At 72.3% G+C, this 19376-nt stretch carries 15 protein-coding genes; 5 read left to right on the forward strand and 10 right to left on the reverse strand.

Annotation, left to right across the window (positions count from 1 at the left end):
* Positions 1–17 precede the first annotated feature (17 nt).
* The 5 genes from A3Q37_RS03920 to A3Q37_RS03940 form a co-directional block, all read right to left on the reverse strand.
* Complete coding sequence (locus A3Q37_RS03920) at positions 18–767, reverse strand: ABC transporter ATP-binding protein (protein ID WP_065477522.1); 750 nt, start codon at positions 765–767, stop codon at positions 18–20.
* On the reverse strand, positions 743–1636 hold the full coding sequence (locus tag A3Q37_RS03925) for an ABC transporter permease (protein ID WP_065477523.1): 894 nt from the start codon (positions 1634–1636) through the stop codon (positions 743–745). Before A3Q37_RS03925 ends, A3Q37_RS03920 begins: the two co-directional genes overlap by 25 nt.
* Before the next feature lie 73 nt (positions 1637–1709).
* Positions 1710–2792, reverse strand: a complete 1083-nt coding sequence (locus A3Q37_RS03930) for an ABC transporter substrate-binding protein (RefSeq protein ID WP_065477526.1) — start codon at positions 2790–2792, stop codon at positions 1710–1712.
* A gap of 22 nt (positions 2793–2814) precedes the next feature.
* Positions 2815–3315: a flavin reductase family protein gene (locus tag A3Q37_RS03935; RefSeq protein ID WP_065477528.1), complete on the reverse strand. Its 501-nt coding sequence runs from the start codon at positions 3313–3315 to the stop codon at positions 2815–2817.
* A 377-nt stretch (positions 3316–3692) separates the two neighbouring features.
* Positions 3693–5000 (reverse strand): ROK family transcriptional regulator, encoded by a 1308-nt coding sequence (locus tag A3Q37_RS03940; RefSeq protein WP_065477530.1) that lies wholly within the window; start codon positions 4998–5000, stop codon positions 3693–3695.
* 548 nt (positions 5001–5548) lie between these two features.
* On the opposite strand from A3Q37_RS03940, the gene A3Q37_RS03945 reads away from it, so the two are divergent.
* Positions 5549–7960, forward strand: coding sequence for an endonuclease/exonuclease/phosphatase family protein (locus A3Q37_RS03945; protein ID WP_065477532.1), 2412 nt, complete (start codon positions 5549–5551; stop codon positions 7958–7960).
* A 39-nt stretch (positions 7961–7999) separates the two neighbouring features.
* Here A3Q37_RS03945 and A3Q37_RS03950 read toward each other — a convergent pair whose 3' ends face one another.
* Genes A3Q37_RS03950 through A3Q37_RS03960 form a run of 3 tightly spaced genes read right to left on the reverse strand, consistent with a single transcriptional unit; the run spans position 8000 to position 10438 of the window.
* Positions 8000–8920, reverse strand: coding sequence for an alpha/beta fold hydrolase (locus A3Q37_RS03950; RefSeq protein ID WP_065477534.1), 921 nt, complete (start codon positions 8918–8920; stop codon positions 8000–8002).
* 22 nt (positions 8921–8942) lie between these two features.
* Complete coding sequence (locus A3Q37_RS03955) at positions 8943–10208, reverse strand: beta-ketoacyl synthase (RefSeq protein ID WP_065477536.1); 1266 nt, start codon at positions 10206–10208, stop codon at positions 8943–8945.
* Positions 10205–10438, reverse strand: coding sequence for an acyl carrier protein (locus A3Q37_RS03960; protein ID WP_030585195.1), 234 nt, complete (start codon positions 10436–10438; stop codon positions 10205–10207). The genes A3Q37_RS03955 and A3Q37_RS03960 overlap by 4 nt, the downstream gene beginning before the upstream one ends.
* 249 nt (positions 10439–10687) lie before the next feature.
* Here A3Q37_RS03960 and A3Q37_RS03965 point away from each other — a divergent pair, with 249 nt between their 5' ends.
* The 3 genes from A3Q37_RS03965 (at position 10688) to A3Q37_RS03975 (ending at position 13835) form a co-directional block, all read left to right on the forward strand.
* Positions 10688–11146 (forward strand): nitroreductase family deazaflavin-dependent oxidoreductase, encoded by a 459-nt coding sequence (locus A3Q37_RS03965; protein ID WP_065477538.1) that lies wholly within the window; start codon positions 10688–10690, stop codon positions 11144–11146.
* A 158-nt stretch (positions 11147–11304) separates the two neighbouring features.
* Positions 11305–12036 carry a nitroreductase family protein gene (locus A3Q37_RS03970; RefSeq protein WP_065477541.1) on the forward strand — a complete coding sequence of 244 codons (732 nt, stop codon included), beginning with the start codon at positions 11305–11307 and terminating at the stop codon, positions 12034–12036.
* Positions 12037–12281: 245 nt separating this feature from the next.
* Positions 12282–13835 (forward strand): peptidoglycan-binding protein, encoded by a 1554-nt coding sequence (locus A3Q37_RS03975; protein ID WP_065477543.1) that lies wholly within the window; start codon positions 12282–12284, stop codon positions 13833–13835.
* Positions 13836–13929: 94 nt separating this feature from the next.
* On the opposite strand, the gene A3Q37_RS03980 is transcribed toward A3Q37_RS03975, so the two are convergent.
* Positions 13930–14595 carry a hypothetical protein gene (locus A3Q37_RS03980; protein ID WP_065477545.1) on the reverse strand — a complete coding sequence of 222 codons (666 nt, stop codon included), beginning with the start codon at positions 14593–14595 and terminating at the stop codon, positions 13930–13932.
* Positions 14596–14668: 73 nt separating this feature from the next.
* Between A3Q37_RS03980 and A3Q37_RS03985 the strand changes: the two genes are divergently transcribed.
* A complete protein-coding gene (locus tag A3Q37_RS03985; RefSeq protein WP_065477548.1) occupies positions 14669–15529 on the forward strand; it encodes a DUF3626 domain-containing protein in 861 nt (286 codons plus the stop codon).
* Between the two features lie 58 nt (positions 15530–15587).
* On the opposite strand, the gene A3Q37_RS03990 is transcribed toward A3Q37_RS03985, so the two are convergent.
* Positions 15588–19253 (reverse strand): S8 family serine peptidase, encoded by a 3666-nt coding sequence (locus A3Q37_RS03990; protein WP_079137646.1) that lies wholly within the window; start codon positions 19251–19253, stop codon positions 15588–15590.
* Between the last annotated feature and the right edge of the window lie 123 nt (positions 19254–19376).

Consider the following 19376-nt stretch of genomic DNA (forward strand, 5'->3'; position numbering starts at 1 on the left):
GGGGGTGAGGACCCGCGTCAGGCGGGCGCGGGCGGCTGGGCGACCCCGAGGGCCGTGAGCAGGGTGTCGCGGTACTCCTGGAAGCGGGCGTCGCGGCGCGAGCGCGGGGTGGGCAGATCGATGGCGAGGTCGACGGAGATCAGCCCCTCGTCCAGGACCAGGACCCGGTCGGCCAGTTCCACGGCCTCGTCCACGTCATGGGTGACCAGGAGGACGGCGGGGCGGTGGCGCTCGTACAGTTCGCGGAGCAGGCCGTGCATCTTGATCCGGGTCAGCGCGTCGAGTGCCCCGAACGGCTCGTCGGCCAGGAGGAGTTCGGGTTCGCGGACCAGGGCGCGGGCGAGGGCGGCGCGCTGCTGTTCGCCGCCGGACAGCTCGTGCGGCCAGGAGCGGTCGCGGCCGGCGAGGCCGACCTCCTCCAGGGCGGTGAGGCCGCGTTCGCGGGCGCCCGGGCCGCGCAGCCCGAGGGTCACGTTGTCCAGGACGCGGAGCCAGGGCAGCAGCCGGGAGTCCTGGAAGGAGAGCGACACCCGTTCGGGGACGGTGAGTTCGCCCGATCCCTCGACGGTGTGGTCGAGCCGGGCGACGGCCCGCAGCAGGGTGGACTTACCGGATCCACTGCGGCCGAGGAGGGCGGTGAACTCCCCCGGCGCCACGCTGAGGTCCAGCTCCTTCAGAACGACCCGGTCGCCGAACTTCCGTACCAGTCGCCGCGTCCGGACCGCGGGCGCGGCCTTCGTGATCAGCCCGCCAGGGTGCGTCGCCATGACAGGGCCCTCCTCTCGATGGCACGTACGCCCGCGTCGGAGGCGAAGCCGAAGATCCCGTAGGCCACCAGGCCCACGATGATCACGTCGGACTGCGCGTACTGCTGGGCCTGGAACATCATGTAGCCGATACCGCTGGTGGCGTTGATCTGCTCGACGACGATCAGTCCGACCCAGGACGAGGTGACGCCGAGGCGCAGGCCGACGAAGAAGCCGGGCAGCGAGCCGGGGATGACGACCTTGCGGATGAACTGGGCACGGCCGAGGTCGAGTCCTTCCGCAAGCTCCACGTACCGGCTGTCGATGGAGGTCAGGAAGGCGTAGGTGTTGATGTACATGCTGACCGCGACGCCGAGCGCGATGACGGTCACCTTCATCTCCTCGCCGATGCCGAGCCAGAGGATCAGCAGGGGCAGCATGGCGAGCGAGGGGATGGCGCGTTTGATCTGGAGCGGTCCGTCGAGGAGGTACTCGCCGGTGCGGCTGAGCCCGGCGGCGACGGCGAGGACGACTCCGCTGACGACGCCGAAGAAGAGGCCGAGTCCCGCGCGCTGGAGGGAGATGAGGACGTTGTCCTGGAGGCGCCCGGTGGCGACCAGGTCCCCGGCGGTGGAGATCACGGTGCCGGGCCCGGACAGGATGCGCGGGTCCAGGTAGCCGGAGGCGGAGGCGGCCCACCACAGGGCGACGAGCAGGGCGGGGCCGATGAGCCGCCCGAAGGGCAGGGACCGGCCGGGCCCGAGCCGCCGCCGGGTGGACCGGGCGGCCCGGGTGCCGGGGTCCTGGGGCGGCTCCTGCGGGGGTGCGGCGCTCTTGGTGAGGACGGCGGGCCCGCCACCGGGGCGGGCCGTGGGCAGCAGGTCGGTCATGACGTCTCCGGGTGGTCGGCGGGTACGGACCGGTCGGCCCTGGCGTCTCCCGCGGTCGATGCGGGCCGGTCGGTCATGACGTCTCCCGGTACTTCGCGGGTACGGATTCGGCGGCCAGGCCCTCGAAGCGGCGGTCGAAGAGGTCGGCGACGTCCTGCTTCGGCACGAAGCCGCCCTCGGCCATCAGGTCGGCGGTCTCCTGCTCCCAGGCGATCGCCTTGTCCCAGCTGACCGGGAACTGCGGCTGGTGGAGGGAGGAGACGATGCGCCGGCCGTCGGCCTCGGAGACGCCCTGGTCCTTCACGTAGTACGTGTCGATCCACTCGTCGGAGTTCTCCCAGGCCCAGACGAGGCCCTTGGCCCACAGCGGGACGAAGCTGCGGACGGCGGCGGCCTTCGCGGGGTCGTTGAGGACCTCCACCGGGGCCCACAGCACGGTGAGCAGGTCGACCACGTCGGTCTTGACGCCGGTCGCGCCGTCCTTGCCGTACTGGTCGAGGTACTTGGTGAGGGTCGGCTCGCCCAGCGGAGCCACGTCGACCTGCTGGGACTGGAGGGCGGTGAGGAACTGGGTGCTGGGCAGCGCGACGAGTTCGACGTCGCTGTTCTTCAGCCCGGCCTCCCTCAGGGCGCGCAGGACGACGACGCCCTGGGCCTGGCCCTGCGAGAAGCCGATCTTCTTGCCCCGGAAGTCCTCCACTGAGGCGATGTCGGAGCCCGGAGCCGTGGCGAAGGTGTAGATGGGCCGGGGGCGCACCTGGACGGCGACGATCTTCGTGTCGACGCCGATGGCCTTGGCCTGGATCGGGGGAATTCCGGCGTTGGAGGCGAGGTCGATCGACTGCGCCCGGAATCCCTGGATGATGTCGGGTCCCGCGCTGAGGTTCGGCCATTCGGAAACGGTGAACGCCAAATCCTTTTTCAGCCCTGCCGGTTCCAGCTGAAGACGCGTCGTACGGACCGCGACGGTCAGCTTCGTACCCGGCGGCGGTGCGCCCGAAGGGAGTTTTCCGGCGGGTTCGGAACTGGCCACGGTCTTGGCCTGCGGAGAGCAGGCGGCAAGGCCGATAACCGTTCCGGTGGCGAGGGCGAGAAAGGACCTGCGGCCCACGGTTCGGGTGGTGGCGGAAAGGTCGTTGGTCCGGTGACGAGGCATGGGGTGCGCTTTCTGGGGTCGGTCAGAGGGAGTGGTAGGAGCCGTCGTGGAACAGCAGCGGGCTGCGGCCCTCGTCGAGCCAGGATTCGGTGACCCGGGCGATGACGATGCGGTGGTCGCCGGCGGGCACGATCTGTTCGGTCTCCAGCCGCAGCCAGCCGGCCACCCCGTCGAGCACCGGCTCACCCCCGGGCAGCCGGCGCCAACGGGTGGGGGCGGCGAACCGGTCGATTCCGCTGGTGGCGAAGGTGCGGGCGATCGATTCCTGGTCGGCGCCCAGGAAGTTGACGACGGTGGAGGCCGCCACCTCGACATGGGGCCAGGAGGAGGTCGAGGTGCCGATGCCGTACGAGACGAGCGGCGGGTCCAGGGACAGCGAGGTGAGCGAGGTGGCGGTGAAGCCGACGGGTCCGCGGCCGGAGTCGGCGGTGACGACGACCACGCCCGCCGGGTAGCGGCGGAAGATCTGCTTGAAACGGTCGGGGGAATGGACGGGGGCGTAGGAAGGCACGGTGACGGTCAACGTCTCTCCCGGGAAGGAAGGAGGGGAATACGGGAAATGGGCGCACGGGGGCGCACAGAAACAAAGGCGCTGCCACCTGTTGCGGCCGTTACGGAATCCGCCAGGACTGGAGCGGCAAGGCGTCAGAAATGCGACGGGACGTTGTCAGGAACCCGGACAGGAGCGACAACGACAGGGCCGGGAGAAATTCCTCACCGGTTCAGCCGGGCGACAGCGGCGCACCGTGCGGGGCACGCTCTGCTGAATACGCTGTCGGCTGGTCATGAATCCATTGTCCTGTGGGTCTGTCGGGCCGGTCAACAATGCAACGTTCTGAATTAAGTCGGGTTCCGCACCGGCCGCGGAACGGGTCCCGCGGACGGGTCCAGGAGGCGGGTTCAGGAGACGGCGGGCAGCGCGGGCCAGGGCCCCAGCGGGTCCGTGTACAGCGCGCCGAGCGCCACCGCGCCGCCCGCCGTGGCCAGCACCGAACCGGTGAAGCTGCTGGGCACCACGGCCCGTTCGGGGTCGTCGCAGACCCAGGAGCGCCGCGCCACCTCGGCCCGCAGATCCGCCAGGCACTCCGGGAGCCGACCGGCTCCCGGCTCGACGACCACGAGGACCTCCGGGTCGAACATGTCCAGCAGCAGGGCCGCCGCCCGGCCGACGAGCAGGGCGCGGCGGCGGAAGAGCCCGAGGGCCCGTTCGTCGCCGGCCAGGGCCCCGTCGAGCAGTTCGGTGAACGAGCCGACGATCAGGCCCTGTTCGGCGGCCCGGCGCACCATGGCCCGCTCGGACACCTCCGACTGGAGGCAGCCGGTACGCCCGCAGGAACAGGGCTCGGCCCCGCCCGATCCGCCCGACCCCAGCGGCAGATGGGCCACGCTGCCCGCGCCGGAGCGGGGGCCGAGGTGCAGGCTCCCGGAGCTGGCGAACGCCGCGTCCACCACGGCCCCGACGAAGAGGAGGACCGCGCTGCCCCGGGTCGACGCCTCGCCGAACAGCTGCTCGGCCCGGGCCAACGCCCGGCTGTGGCTGTCCACATGGACCGGGAGGCCGGTGGCGGCTTCGAGGATCTCGCGCACCGGGACGTCCCGCCAGCCCAGGTGCGGATGTTCGACGACGACCCCGGCGGCCGGGTCCACCCGGTGCCCGGTGGCGAAGCCGAGGGCGAGGACGGTCCGGCCGGCGGCGTGCGCGTCGACGAGCCGGGGCAGCCGGTCGGCGAGGTCGCGCAGCAGGGCGGGCCCGGTCGCCAGGCCGCGCGGGGAGCCGTCGGGGACGGTGGCGTACGGGCCACTCGCCCCGACGGCGTGCGGCTGCCGGTCCTCGGCGACGATCCGGCCGCGCAGGTCCATCAGCGAGACGGTGGAGTGCGCGACGGCGACATGGGCCCCGGCGACCAGGTAGCGGCCGGTGTCGATCTCCACGGGGATGTGGGGGCGGCCGAGCCCCTTGGGCCCGGCGGTCTCCGCGCCCTCCCGGACGAGCCCGCGCGCCAGCAGCTGCCCGACGTGGCCGGTGACCGCCGCCGGGGAGAGGCCGGTGAGCCGGGCGACGGTGGAGCGGGCGACGGGCCCGTGGTCGAGGATCGCGCTCAGCACGGAGCCGGTGCCCTGGGCGCGGCGGGCGGGCCCGGCGGCCGGGATGTCCGAGCGACGCAGCGGGGTGGTGGCGCGGCGGTGGGGCACGGGCGGACGCTTCACTGGTGTCTTCACAGGTCCTCGATGGCAGCGGGCCGTGCGGGAAGGCGTCCGGACGGAGCCGGAGCCTCGTGCCGAAAACCCTCCGGGTCGCGGCTTCTCCCGTGGAACGGTTGCCCGGGCGCGCTCCGGAAGGGCTCCGGTGGCCGTCGCGGCGGGCGGGGTGCGTTCAGGCCCGGTGACACGCCGCGGAGCACACGCGCTTCAGGTCGACATGACCTCGCGTCGTCAGGTGTGCGGATCGCTGCATGGCGCGCAACGTAGCCGGAACGGCGTAACCCGGTCAAACCGTTGACCGTATGGTGGACGGCCGTCTCAGCAGGGCGCGTTGCCCTCCTGTTTCCACTGTTTCCGCACGTGACAGGCGCGTAGCGGGGGCGTGGCAGCGGCATGGCGGGCGTACGAAGCGGGCGGGCGGCCTTCGCGCGGCGCCGGGGAGACCTGCTCTCCATCCGGTTGATGCCGGGAATTAACCGATGATGCCTTGTCATGCCCTGTTCTACGCGCATAGCTTTTGCCCCTACCACTCAGTTCAGTTGGGGGCTCCTCCCGTGCAGATATACAGATCCGGTTCCGTCCTGCTGACCGGCGCCGTCGCCGTCGCTCTCGCGGTGACCGCCCTGCCCGCCGCCCAGGCGGCGCCGTCGGCCACCGCCGTCATCTCCGAGGTGTACGGCGGCGGGGGCAACTCCGGCGCGACGCTGACCCGGGACTTCGTCGAGCTGGCCAACGCCGGCTCCGCGCCCTTCGAGGTCGGCGGCCTCAGCGTCCAGTACCTGCCGGGCAGCCCGTCGGCCGGATCGCAGTGGCAGGTCTCCGAGCTGTCCGGGTCGATCGCGCCCGGCGGCCGCTATCTGGTCGCGCAGGCCGCGGGCACCGGCGGTACGGTCGCGCTGCCCACCGCGGACGCCACCGGCACGATCGCCATGGCGGCGGGCAGCGGCACCGTCGCCCTGGTCTCGGGGACGGCCCCGCTCACCTGCAAGACGGCGGCGGACTGCGCGGCGGACACCCGGATCGTCGATCTGGTCGGGTACGGCTCCGCGGTCGTCCGGGAGGGCAGCGGCCCGGTCCCCGGCGCCTCGGCCACCGCGTCCGTCGCGCGCGCCGCCTCGCTCGCCGACACCGACGACAACGCGGCCGACCTCTCGGCGGGCGCGCCCACCCCGGTCAACACCAAGGGCGAGACGTCCGGCGGCGGGCAGGAGCCCGAGGAGCCCGGCCCCACCGAGCCCGGTGACGTACGGATCCACGACATCCAGGGCACGACCCGTGTCTCCCCGCTGGAGGGCGCGGCGGTGACCGGCGTCCCGGGCGTCGTCACCGGCGTACGCACCAGCGGCTCGCGCGGCTTCTGGATCCAGGACACCGCGCCCGACAACGACCCGCGCACCAGCGAGGGCCTGTTCGTCTACACCGGTTCCGCCGCACCGACCGTGCAGGCCGGGGACTCCGTCCTGGTCAGCGGCAAGGTCGCGGAGTACTACCCGGGCACCGGCACCCAGTCGCTCACGCAGATCACCGCGCCCCGCGTCACCGTGCTCTCCTCCGGCAACGCGCTGCCCGCCCCGGTCGTCCTCGACGCCCGCTCGGTGCCGAGCCGTTACGTGCCCTCGGCGGACGGCGGGGCGATCGACGCGCTGCCGCTGGACCCGGCCCGCTACGCGCTGGACCTGTACGAGGCGCTGGAGGGCTCCCGGGTCCGGATCGCCGACACCCGGGTGACCGGGGCGACGACGGCGTACGACGAGATCTGGGTGACGGTCAAGCCGAAGGAGAACCCGACGCGGCGCGGCGGCACGCTCTACGCCTCGTACGAGGACCAGAACACCGGCCGCCTCAAGGTGATGTCGCTGGACCCGGCGCAGCCGATCCCCGCGGCGAACGTGGGCGACGTGCTGAAGGGCCGCACCACCGGCGTACTCGACTACGCGAGCTACGGCGGCTACAACGTGCAGGCCACCGAGCTGGGCACGGTCGTCGACAAGAAGCTGCGGCGCGAGGTGACCCGCAAGCAGAAGAAGGACGAGCTGGCGGTCGCCACGTACAACGTGGAGAACCTCGACGCGGGCGACGACCAGGCCAAGTTCGACACCCTGGCCGAGGGTGTCGCGGTCAACCTGTCCTCCCCCGACATCGTCTCGCTGGAGGAGATCCAGGACGACAACGGTGCGGTGAACGACGGTACGACGGGGTCCGAGGAGACGCTGAAGCGGTTCACGGACGCGGTCGTCGCGAAGGGCGGGCCGCGCTACGCCTGGCGCTACATCGCTCCCGAGAACAACAAGGACGGCGGCGAGCCGGGCGGCAACATCCGTAACGTCTTCCTCTACAACCCGAAGCGGGTCTCGTTCACCGACCGGCCGGGCGGCGACGCCACCACGCCGGTGCGGGCCGTCGACACCTGGCTGGGCGTCAAGTTGTCGGCCTCCCCGGGCCGGATCAACCCGGCGAGCCCGGCGTGGGCGGACAGCCGCAAGCCGCTGGTGGGCGAGTTCGTCTTCCGGGGCAAGCCGGTCTTCGTCATCGGCAACCACTTCGCGTCCAAGGGCGGCGACCAGCCGCTGCACGGCCGCTACCAGGAGCCGACGCGGTCCTCGGAGACGAAGCGGATCCAGCAGGCCGCCGAGGTCAACACCTTCGTCGCCTCGCTGCTGAAGGCGGACAAGTCGGCGCAGGTCGTCGCGCTCGGGGACTTCAACGACTTCGAGTTCTCGCCGACGATGAAGGCGCTGACGAAGGGGAAGGTGCTGAAGCCGCTGATCTCGACGCTGCCCGCCGGCGAGCGGTACAGCTATGTCTTCGACGGCAACTCGCAGACGCTGGACCACATTCTGACGAGCCCCGGCGTCCGCCGCTTCGACTACGACGTGGTGCACATCAACGCCGAGTTCGCCGACCAGGCGAGCGACCACGACCCGCAGGTGGTGCGGATCAAGTCCGGCGGCCTCTGGCCCTGGTAGGTCGCGGGGCACCCGGCCCCGGCCGTCGCGGACCGAAGCTCAGGTCCGCCCGGCCGGGGCCGTGGCCTGGCGCGGCAGCACAACAGCGCTGGCAGACAAGGCAGTTGCTGCCGTCGGCTCCCGCCCGGTGAAGAACCCGGTGACCAGCGAGGCCACCTCCTCGGCCCGTTCCAGGACCACCCAGTGGTCGGACTCCCCGATCGTCAGGAACCGGCTGCCGTCGATCGTCGCGGCGAACTCCCGCTGCCGCGCGGGCGAGGTCACCGTGTCGTGCTCCCCCGCGAAGACCAGCGCCGGTACGCCGGTGAGCCCGCCGGTGAAGTCGGGCCGGTCGGCCAGCGCCCGGTGGAGCGAGTCCGCGGCGTGGGGCGAGTGGGTGAGCGCGTGAAGGAACGAGCGCCGCACATAGCGCCGGGCCAACTCACGTCGGTGTACGGGGCGTTCGGGGTCGAGGCACATCAGCGCGTCGGCCGCCGTGACGGCGAACCCCTCACGGTCCCCGGCGGCCAGTTGCCGCCGGGCCCGCTCCCAGCAGGCGACCTGGGCGGCGTCGATGTGGACCGGCACCCCGCCGAGGGCGAGCCGGGCCACCCGCTCCGGATGGTGCTGGGCGAAGCCGAAGGCGATGGCGGTGCCGTAGGAGAAGCCGAAGACGTTGAGCCGGGGAGCGCCGAGGTCGTCGGCGATGCCGAGGACGGCGCGGCGCAGCAGATCGGCGCTGGGCCCGGGCGGGAGCGGGTCGGCACCACCCATGCCGGGCAGGTCGGCGGTGACGACGTCGGCGGCGGGGCCGAGGTGGTCGTCCATCTGGGGCCAGCCGAACATGCCCTGGAGCGCGCCGCCGAGAATGAGCGTCGGTTCGGTACGGGGGGTGGCGCCGCCGCTCCGGTCGTACGGCAGGACGCGGTAGCCGTAGCGCACTCCGTCGGCCGACAGGGTCCGGATGATCTCCTCGGGCATGTGCTGCTGCGTTCCCTTCCGCTCAGGACCTGGTGAGGACGAGTGCCGCGTTGTGCCCGCCGAAGCCGAGCGAGGTCTTGACGGCGCAGTCGAAGGCGGCGGCGCGGGCTTCCTTGGCGACCACGTCGATCGGGATCCGCGGGTCGGGGGCGTCCAGGTTGACGGTCGGCGGGACCAGTTGGTGCTGGAGGGCGAGCACGGTGAGCGCGGCCTCGATGCCGCCCGCCGCGCCGAGGGTGTGGCCGGTCATCGCCTTGGTGGAGGTCACGAGCGGGCTGTCGCCGAGGACCCGGCGCAGCATCGTCGCCTCGATCAGGTCGTTGGAGAGCGTCGAGGTGCCGTGGGAGTTGACGTGCCCGACGTCGGCCGGGGAGAGGTCCGCGTCGGCGAGGGCGGTGCGCAGGGCGCGTTCGATGCCGAGGCCGTCGGGGTCCGGGGCGACGGCGGAGTGGGCGTCGCTGGAGGCCCCGTAACCGTTCACGTGGGCGCGGACGGTGGCACCCCGGGCGCGGGCGTGGTCCGGGTGTTCCAGGACGAGCAGGCCCGCGCCCTCGCCGACGACGAAGCCGTCCCGGTGGGTGTCGAAGGGGCGGCAGGCGGCCGCGGGGTCCTCGCGGCGGGTGGAGACGGCCTTGAGGCTGCACGCGCTGGCGAGCAGGAGGCGGGTGCAGGTGGATTCCGCACCGCCCGTGATGACGATGTCGCAGGCTCCGGAGCGGAGCATCTGGTGGGCGGTGCCGATGGCGACGGTGCCGGAGGAGCAGGCGGTGGAGACGGCCTGGCTGGGTCCGTGGACGCCGAGGTCCAGGCTGACGCTGCTGGCCGCGCCGTTGACGACGCTGAGCGGGGCGAGCTTCGGGGAGACGCGGCGGGGGCCGCGCGCGGCGAGCGCGGCGGCCTGTTCGTCGTAGAAGGGCAGTCCGCCGTGGGCGGAGCCGATGACGACGCCGACGCGGGCGCTGTCCCAGACGGCCGGGTCGAGTCCGGCGTCGGCGACGGCCTCACGGGCGGCGATGACGGCGAACTGGGCGAAGCGGTCCATCAGCCGCTGGGTGGCGACGCCGAGGACGGCCGCCGGGTCGCAGTCGGTGACGGAGTAGAAGAAGTCGCAGGGCAGACCGTCGAGTTCGGGCCGGGGTGCGGCGGCCGGCGCGAGGCCTTCGGTGACGCCGTGCCAGGCGGCGGCCACGCCCGTACCGGCCGAGGTGACCAGGCCGACCCCGGTGACGGCGGCGGCGAACGGGGCGAGCGGGGCCCGGCGGTAGGGAGCCGCGGCGGCCGCGCTCATGCGGTGACCTTCCCGTGCACGGCCTCGACGAGGCGGCCGACGGTGTCGCGCGAGGTGAGCGCGACGTCCTCCAGGTCCACGTCGAGCCGGTCCTCGATGTGCAGCCGCAGCTCCTCCAGGGCGAGGGAGTCCAGCCGCAGCCGGTGCAGCGGAACATCGGGGCGGATGGCCTCGGGGTCGGTTCCGAACTTCGTCACCAGCAGCGTGCTGATCTCTTCCGACGTGCTCATGCGGCTCTCCTGGGCTCGGTGACGCGGTGACGCCTGCCGCGTGGTGAGGGGAGGTGGGGGGAGGGGCCATCGGGGGACGCCGGCTGCTCCGGAAGGACCCTTTATACGCCTTCGCGGGCGGCCTCCCGGTCCGCGTTCCCCCGTGCGGTGGGAGGGCTGTCCAGGTGTACGAATCCGGGGTGCGGCGCGGGTGGGGTGCCAGGATGGGGGCGGAGCCCGTACGGGAGCGCACGAGAGAAGGAGAAGCCCATGACGGCCGAGCAGGACGGCGATCGCGACGACACCGCGGAGGTCGCGCTGAGCCCCGCCGACTGGGTCGCCCGGCAGGCCGAGCTGTACGAGTCCTCCGGCGGCACGAAGGGCACGACCCAGCTCGGTGTCCCCTGTCTGCTGATGGACTACGTCGGCCGGCGCAGCGGGACGGTGCGGCGCACGGTGCTGATGTACGGGCGGGACGGCGAGGACTATCTGATCGTGGCGTCCAACGGGGGCTCGGACCGTCCGCCGCTGTGGTATCTGAACCTCCAGGCGAATCCGGAGGTCCAACTGCGGGTGGAGACCGAGCGGTTCGGGGCGGTCGCGGCGACACTGCCGGCCGAGGAGAAGGCGCGGGTCTGGCCGGGGCTGGTGGAGCTGTTCCCGCGTTACGGGGAGTATCAGGCGGGCACGGACCGGGACATCCCGGTGGTGCGGCTCACGCGGACCTGAGCCGGCGGGCCGGGGGTGGGACGGCGGGCCAGGTGCCCGGGCGGTCGGGTGCAAAGGGCGCGAAGTCCGGCCGCCGGGGGCAGCCGCCGGGGCATGTGCCAAGAGCCCTTGCCGCGAACCCTTCTGGCGCGCCGTTCGGAACCGTAAACTCCGCGATCATGACTATGGAAACGGTTCAGGCCGACCCGTCCGCCCTCGGCGGCCCCGCTCTCTTCGCCACCATGTCCACGATGCGCGCCATGCGCCGCCTCAAGCCGGAAGCGGTGCCGGAGGAGCTGGTCGAGCAGCTGATACAGGCGGCCGTCTGGGGGCCCAGCGGCGGCAACATGCAGTGTTACGAGTACGTGGTGGTGACCGACCGCCAGGTGATGGCACGGCTCGCCCCGCTGTGGAAGCGGTGCGTGGACGCGTATCTGGCGACGACCGGGAAGTACGCGCCCAAGGGCATGGACGAGGCGGCGTACGGCCGGATGGTCGCGGCGATCGAGTATCAGCGCGACCACTTCGCCGACACCCCGGTGCTGATCGTGCCGTGCTACCGGTTCCCGGAGCCGCGCCTGGACGAGGAGGGACTCGCCGCGTCGGCGCGGGCGCTCGGCCCGGCGGGCACGGAGCACATGATGACCACGCAGACCCGGTTCCAGGCGCTGGCGGAGGGCTCCTGCGTCTATCCGGGGGTGCAGAACCTGCTGCTGGCGGCGCGGGGGCTGGGGCTGGCGGCGAACATCACCATCTGGCATCTGATGCTGGAGCAGGAGTGGAAGAAGGAGCTGGGCATCCCGGAGGACATGGCGACGTTCGCCGCCGTTCCGGTGGGGTGGCCCGCGGGTAACTTCGGGCCGGTCCGGCGGCGGCCGGTGGCGGACGTCATCCACCGCGACCGCTGGTAACGGCTGGGCGCCCCCTCGCTCCGCGTCAACCGGTACCGGCACCCCTGTCGGGTGACGCTCGATGTCACCCGACAGGCGCAGCGGCTCGGCCAACTCCCGGGAATTTGCAGGATGTTGCCAGCGGGGACAGCGGTGCGCCCCTTTGTCATGCTCCACTCAGATCGATAGCCTGGCCGGGTTCGGCATCCCTCTGGCCCACCCGGGCCCGAGGGCTTTTTTCTTCCTCCCACAGAGCAGGAGCCCTGATGCGCCTACGCACCGCCGCCCGAACCCGGGCCCGCGCCTGTGCCGTGGCGGCCCTCACCGCCGCGGCCCTTCTCGCCACCGGGCAGCCGGCGAACGCCGCGCCCCGGGCGGACACGCCCGATCCGATGAACCGTGCCTTCGCCGAGGCGTCGCAAGAGTACGGCGTACCGCGCGATCTGCTGGCCGCCGTGGGCTACGGCGAGTCCCGGCTGAACGGACACGCGGGCAAGCCGAGCCAGGCGAACGGCTACGGCGTGATGCACCTGGCGAGCAACCCCGCCAACCGTTCGCTGGAGAAGGCCGCCGAGCTGACCGGCGAGAGCGCGGCCCGGCTGCGCCGGGACACGACGGCCAACATCCTCGGCGGCGCGGCCGTACTGCGCGACCACGCCGACGCGCTGGGCCTGGACGCCGCCGAGCGCCGGGACGTGAACGCCTGGTATCCGGCGGTGGCCCGCTACAGCGCCGCCGACGGCCCGGCCGCCGCGCTCTACGCGGACGCGGTCTTCGCCTTCCTCGCCGACGGCGTGTCCGCGACGGTGGCCGGCGGCGAGGAGGTCCTCGTACCCTCGCGGCCGGTCGACCCGGACAAGGACGAGGTGTCGGCGTCGGACGTCTACGCGCAGAGCGAGGACTACCCCTCGGCACGCTGGGTGCCGGCCCACGCCGAGAACTTCGCCGTAAACCGCACGGCGACCGTCGACAAGGTGGTCGTCCATGTCACCCAGGGCTCGTACGCGGGTTCCATCAGCTGGTTCCAGAACCCGGCGTCCCAGGTCAGCGCCCACTATGTGATCCGGTCGTCGGACGGCGAGGTCACCCAGACGGTCCGGGACCAGGACACGGCGTGGCACGCGCGCAGCGCCAACGCCTCGTCCGTCGGGATCGAACACGAGGGGTGGGTCGACGAACCGGCCTGGTTCACCGACGCGATGTACCGCTCGTCGGCCGCGCTGACGTCCCACCTCAGCGCGAAGTTCAACATCCCGAAGGACCGGGCGCACATCGTCGGCCACAGCGAGGTGCCCGGCAACGACCACACCGACCCCGGCCCCCACTGGGACTGGAACTACTACATGGAGCTGATCGGCGGTGACCCGGGCAACGGCGGCGACGGTCTGACGTTCCCCCTCTACACCCTCCAGCAGTCCGGCTCGTCGGGCCCGCAGGTGACCGCCGTCCAGACGCTGCTGACCGAGCAGGAGTACAACCCGGGCGCGGTGGACGGCCAGTTCGGCCCCGCCACGAAGAGCGCGGTGGAGGCGTTCCAGCGGGACCGCTCCCTCGACGCGGACGGAAAGGTCGGCCCGAAGACCTGGACGGCCCTGCTGTCGGCGGGCACGACCCCGCTGCTGAAGCAGGGCAGTTCGGGCGACGCGGTGAAGCGCCTCCAGCGCGCCCTGACGGCGGCACTGGGCAAGACGGTGGGCGTGGACGGCAGCTTCGGCCCGACCACGGACACGGCGGTCCGCAGCTACCAGACCACCCGCAAGCTGGGCGTGGACGGCGAGGTCGGCCCGGCCACGTGGGAGGCATTGCAGAACGGCAAGTGAACAGGGGCCCGGGCGGGCCTCTCCGAACACGGAGGGGCCAGCCCGGGCCCGTACGCGGGCAAGGGGCCGCGAGGGCCCCGACCGGCTCACCGACTCACGCGCCGACCGGATACCCGATCTCCTTGATGTCCTCCGCCAGTTCGGCGGGGACCCGCTCCGGATTGAGCGCGGCGACGATCTCGTCCGTCAGCGGGCGCAGCGCGTAGACATGGCGTACGGCTTCGAGGTCGACGGTCGCCTCGAAGTGGTCCTCGGCCCACTCGCGGTACGACTCGGGGGTCCCCGTCACCAGGAGCTGGAAGAGCCAGTCGGCCCCGTCGGAGTCCTCCCCTTCCTCCGGGAACTCCACGTCCCCCGCCCGCCAGCGCTCGTCGCCGCTCTCACGCCAGAGGCAGGCGGTGACGACGGGCAGCCCGAACTCGTCGCAGAACGACGGCTCGTCGACGTAACGGCGGAACACCTCGGGCACCTCGTCGAGCACCCCGGGCCACGGCGCGTCGTCCACGTACGGGCTCATCGGCGACTCGTGGTCGAAGCCCCGGGCGTACGCGCCGGCGGCGGAGAAGACGACGGAGTACTCCCCGCCCGCCCCGTCCCGCATCGAGGCCATCGCCTCGGTCGGCGACCACTGCGCGTCGAAGCCGTGCCAGCGGTGGTCCCACTCCGGACACAGGATCGCGTCGAGCATCGCCAGGGAACGGCAGAGATCGGTGAGGGCGGATATGCCCGGCAGCCCGCGGGCCACATCGTGAACGCTCATGGGCATATCCAACCGCACCGGCCGGGCCGGGTATTCAAGTGCTCCCCCGAACCCGTCCGGGCACACTGTCACGATGAACGCCGATCTCCCGGTCCCCTCTCCCCGCCGACGGGCGCTGGAGCACGTCTCCTCGCTGTCCTCGGGCGCTCCCCTGGCCCCCGGGCCGCGCGTCACCCTGAACTTCCACCCCGACCGGGCGGTGGCGGGGATGCCGATCCTCGAACGGCTGGGCGGGGACGGTCTGTACGTCTCCCAGTTCGTGACCGGCACCAGCAACGGGGGGCTCACCGCGCACCCGGGCGGCGACCGGTGGCGCTGGGAGAGCCGGATCTTCGGCGGCGCGTACGACCGGGCGGAGCCCGTCGAGCGGCCCGTCTACGGGGCGCTGGACCTGGGTCGTACGCCGTTCGGCGGCGCGCCCCGGTTCGGTTCCGCGCATTTCAGGCTGGTGCCGGAGGTCCTCGGCGCGGCCACGTTCTGCTACCCCGACAGCGCCGCGGAACCCGTGCACTTCGGGGTCGCGGCCCGGATGTCGGGGCTCGTCGAGCTGGCGGCCGCGGATGACCGTGACGCCCTGGACGACTACGTCGAGGCGCAGATCCACGCCCCGGTCCGGCTGGACCGCGACGTGGAGGCGCTGGTGCTCGACCCGGCCCACCGGGGGACGGCGGTGGAGGCCGCGGCCCGCCTGCTGCCCTGCCCCGTCGAGTGGCATCCCGGGTTCCGGCTCTCCGTGACGGAGCTGCGGCGGCATCCCGGCTACCGGGGGCCCGAGTTCGTCGCCCTCGGCTCCGCCCTGGCGGTCGACGGGTGGCTCGACGCCCGGATCATCGGTGACGCGGTGCGGGCCGGCCGGTACGACGCGCAGGACCTGAAGCGGGTCTGGCATCTGCTGGCCCGGTTCGGACGGGTGCCCGCGGTCCTGCCGGCCTGAGCCCGACACACCTGGTCCCGCACTCCCTCCCCAGGGGGTGCGGGACCAGGTCAGCGCGTCACTTCAGGCCGAAGGCGCGGATGATCTCCTGGTCGACGACCAGGCCGCCCGGGCCCTCCGCGTGGGTCTTGAGCGAGACCGAGGTCGCGCCCTTCGACGGGGTGCGGAGCTTCGTCGTCCACTCGCCGGTCTTCTTCTTGCTCAGCCTCACCTCGGTCCAGCTCTTGCCGTCGTCGTAGCTGACCGACAGCGTGGCCTTGTTCGCCTTCACCGCGTCCGGCAGCCATTCCTGGGTGCCGGAGGCGATGCCGATCTCCGTCGTGCGGCCCGCCCGGACGTCGCCCGCCAGGTCGGTGTCGACGGCGTAGTCCAGCTGGAGCAGCGGGATGTCGGCCTGGTAGGGGACGGACTCGTCCAGGGCGCCGGAGACGAAGCCCCACTCGGAGTGCGTACGGGTCGATGTCTTCCAGGTCTTCGCGTCGCGTTCGGATTCGATGACCAGGCGGTAGGGGCGCTTCTCGGCGGAGAGGTCGCCGATGTAGCCCGCTCGGCCCGCGCCCTTCTTCAGCTCCGTGTCGCCCTGGTAGAAGGCGTACGAGGTGGTGTCGTACTCGTTCTCCGGCATCGAGCCGGAGTGGCCGGCGCCCGCGTCCGTCCAGGGGGTGATGTTGAACTGGAGGTCGTTGTTCACCGTGCGGAACGGGCCCCAGTAGCCGGTGCCCAGGCGGGGGCGGGTCACCGGGGCGAACCACTCGGCGCGGTAGTCCTTGCCGGCCCGGTAGTCCAGTTCGGCGCTGCGCATCTCGTGGGCCCGGTCGGACTGGTCGGCGTTGAGGACCGAGTGGTTCTCGTACCAGAAGGAGTCGCCCGGCAGCGGGTTGACCCATTCGGTGCGGACGTCCGGGAACTGCTCGTACTCCTCGAAGCCGAGGCCGGGACCGTAGTCCGGGATGTCGTAGCGGTAGCCGCCGCCGAGCGTCTTCCTGTGGCCGTAGAAGGTGTTCTCCACCTTCGCCAGCTGCCTGGCCGACGGGGCGAACGCCAGTGAGCGGTCCGGGATCGTGCCGTCGTGGCGGTCCACCAGGTCGTACAGGTAGTCCGCGAACTTCTTCTGGTTGGTCTGGATCTTCTTGCCGCGCTTCGCCGCGCTGATCAGGCTCTCGCCTGCGGATTTCTGGACCGAGGCGACCGGGATCGTCGTCTGCTCGCCCCACGGCGTGTAGCTCTCCATCGCCACGCCGCGCTCGTCGTTGACGACGAACAGGGCCTTGGCCCCGGCGGCCAGCGCGGCCGCGAGGCGTTCGGCGGGGGTGACACCGGCGCTGCGGGTGATCACGACGGCCTTACCGCGGGCGTTCAGGCGCTGGTAGTCGGCCGGTGCGCCCTTGCCCGCGTACACCGCCGTCAGCTTCTGCCTGCTGTTCTCGGCCACCGCCGCGCCGCCCTGGACGTGGACCGGTACGTCACGGCCGTCGGCCTCGACGTCGATCAGCTCCTCGCCCTGCCGCCAGCGGGTCAGGAAGCTGAAGTCGCCCTCCTTCACCTTCTTCGTGGGGCTCGCCCACAACTGGTCGTAGGTGAGCGGTATTTGGTACGCGTCACGCTGGACGGTGCCGTTCGGTGCGGTGCGCGCCATGTCGTAGCGGAGCTGGCGGGTCTCGGTCTCCTTCGGGGTGCGCACGCTGACCTTGCGGGCCTTGGACGCGTCGAGGGTGACCGTGGTCGAACCGGTGAGGATCGTCTCGGGGGCCGCGAGGAACGCGACCGCCTTGGAGTCCGGGCGGTCGCCGTCGACGTCCACGGAGGCCCAGGCGGTGTAGTTGCCCGGCGGCAGGCGCAGCGTGGTCTCGCCGCCGCTGATCTGGACGAGGCCGAGCTGCGGGTCGCCCAGTTCACCGAGGACGACCAGGCCGTCCATCGGCCTGCCCGAGCGGTCGCGGAGCTTCAGTGTCAGATCGTGCAGCTCCTTCTCCTTGGTGAGCGCGAAGCCGGTGTGCGCGACCGCCGTGCCCGCCGCGTCGGTGGCGACGACCTGGCCGGAGAAGGTGGTGTCGACGGCGACCTTCGCCGGGTCCAGGGAGAGGACCGCCTCGGCGGTGCCACCCGCCGGGACAGTCAGCTGGTCGGTGGAGAGCGTGTAGGCCGCCTCGTCCGTGTCGGTGGCCAGGTTCAGCGTCACGTCCGCGTCACCCGTGTTGCGGTAGGTGATCGTGCGCTCGGCGACCTCGTCGGACGGGCTGTGCGGCCAGGTGTAGGAGGCGACCTCGACCGAGCCGGTGGCCTCGATCGTGGTGTCGATCGCCGCCTTCACATCGAGCCGGCCGGTGCCCTGCTCGTACGGGGTGTACGCGTCGAGCTTCTTGGACGAGGTCATCAGCGCGTCCTTGATGCGCTGCCCCGTCCAGTCGGGGTGACGCTGCTTCAGAATCGCTGCCGCGCCCGCGACATGGGGCGTCGCCATCGACGTACCGGACATCGACCGGTACATGCCCTCGGTGCCGGGGACGGACTGCGAGGCCGCGGCGACGATGTCGACGCCGGGGGCCGACAGGTCGGGCTTCAGTCCGTGCGAGCGGACCAGCGGGCCCATGGAGGAGAAGTCGGCGCGGCCGTCCCCCTTGTCGACGGCGGCGACGGTGAGCGCCTGCTGCGCCGAGCCGGGCGAGCCGATCGTGCCCGCCCCGTACGCGTTGCCCGCCGCGATCACGAAGAGCGGACCGCCGTCCGCCGAGAGGGAGTTCACCGCCTGCGACATCGGGTCGGTGCCGTCGTCGGGCACCGGGGAGCCGAGGCTCATGGAGACGATGTCGGCCCCTTCGGCCTTCGCCCACTCCATGGCCTCGATGATCCCGGAGTCCGCGCCGGAGCCCTCGTCGCTGAGGACCTTGCCGACGAGCAGGTCGGCCGCCGGGGCGACGCCCTTGTTCGCGCCGTCGGACGCCGCGCCGGATCCGGCGATGGTGGAGGCGACGTGCGTGCCGTGGCCGTGCTTGTCGTCGACCTCCTCGCCGGGAATGAAGCTGCGGGAGCCGACGAGGCGGTCCTTGACGTCCGGGTGGCCGGCGTCGATGCCGGTGTCCAGGACGGCGACCTTGGTGCCCTTGCCGTCGAAGCCCGCGGCCCACGCCTCGGGGGCCCTCACCTGCGGCACAGACTCGGCGAGCAGTGCCTCGGAACGGCCGTCCAGCCAGAGCTTCGCGATCCCCCCGTCGAGCGAACGGGCGCTCGGCGTACGGGTGATGGCGTCCCAGAACGTGCGCGCCCCGTCCTTGTCGGCGCTGAGCGCCGCCCCGTGGATGGAGGCGAGAGTCCGGACCTTCTTCGCGCCGCGCGGGGCCACGGGCAGAGTCTTCGCGCGGGCGGGCGGATAGGTGGCGATGACCGGAATGGCGCCGGTGCCCTCGTCGTCGTACCCCATCCGGACCAGGGCCGAGACGTTGAACAGCCGCCGGTCCAGGGTGCCCGCCGCGATCAGCGTGGTGGCCTCGTCGGGCAACACGTACACGTCCTCGCCCGCCTGCTGGATACGGACGCCGCCGCTCGCGCCGTCGGGGCGGTCCACGGTGACGGTGTCCCGGTCGCCGGGGCCGTCCACGTACCGCACGACATCGCCCGTGACCAGGGTGACGGTATGGCTCTCGGTGCGCGGGGCGGGGCGCTGGGCGTCGGCGCCCGGTACCGGGGCCGCGCCTGCGGTGCCCGCACCGGCGAAGGGGACCAGCATGCCGCCCAGGAGGGCCGCCGAGGTCGCCAGGAGCAGGGCTCTGCGTCCCGGGCGAGCGGATCTCGCCCGGCCGGGAACGGAGGAGGGGGAAGAAGTCATGCAGCTGATCTACCGGTTGATCCG

The sequence above is a fragment of the Streptomyces sp. PTY087I2 genome (genome assembly GCF_001687325.1).
Lineage (GTDB): Bacteria > Actinomycetota > Actinomycetes > Streptomycetales > Streptomycetaceae > Streptomyces.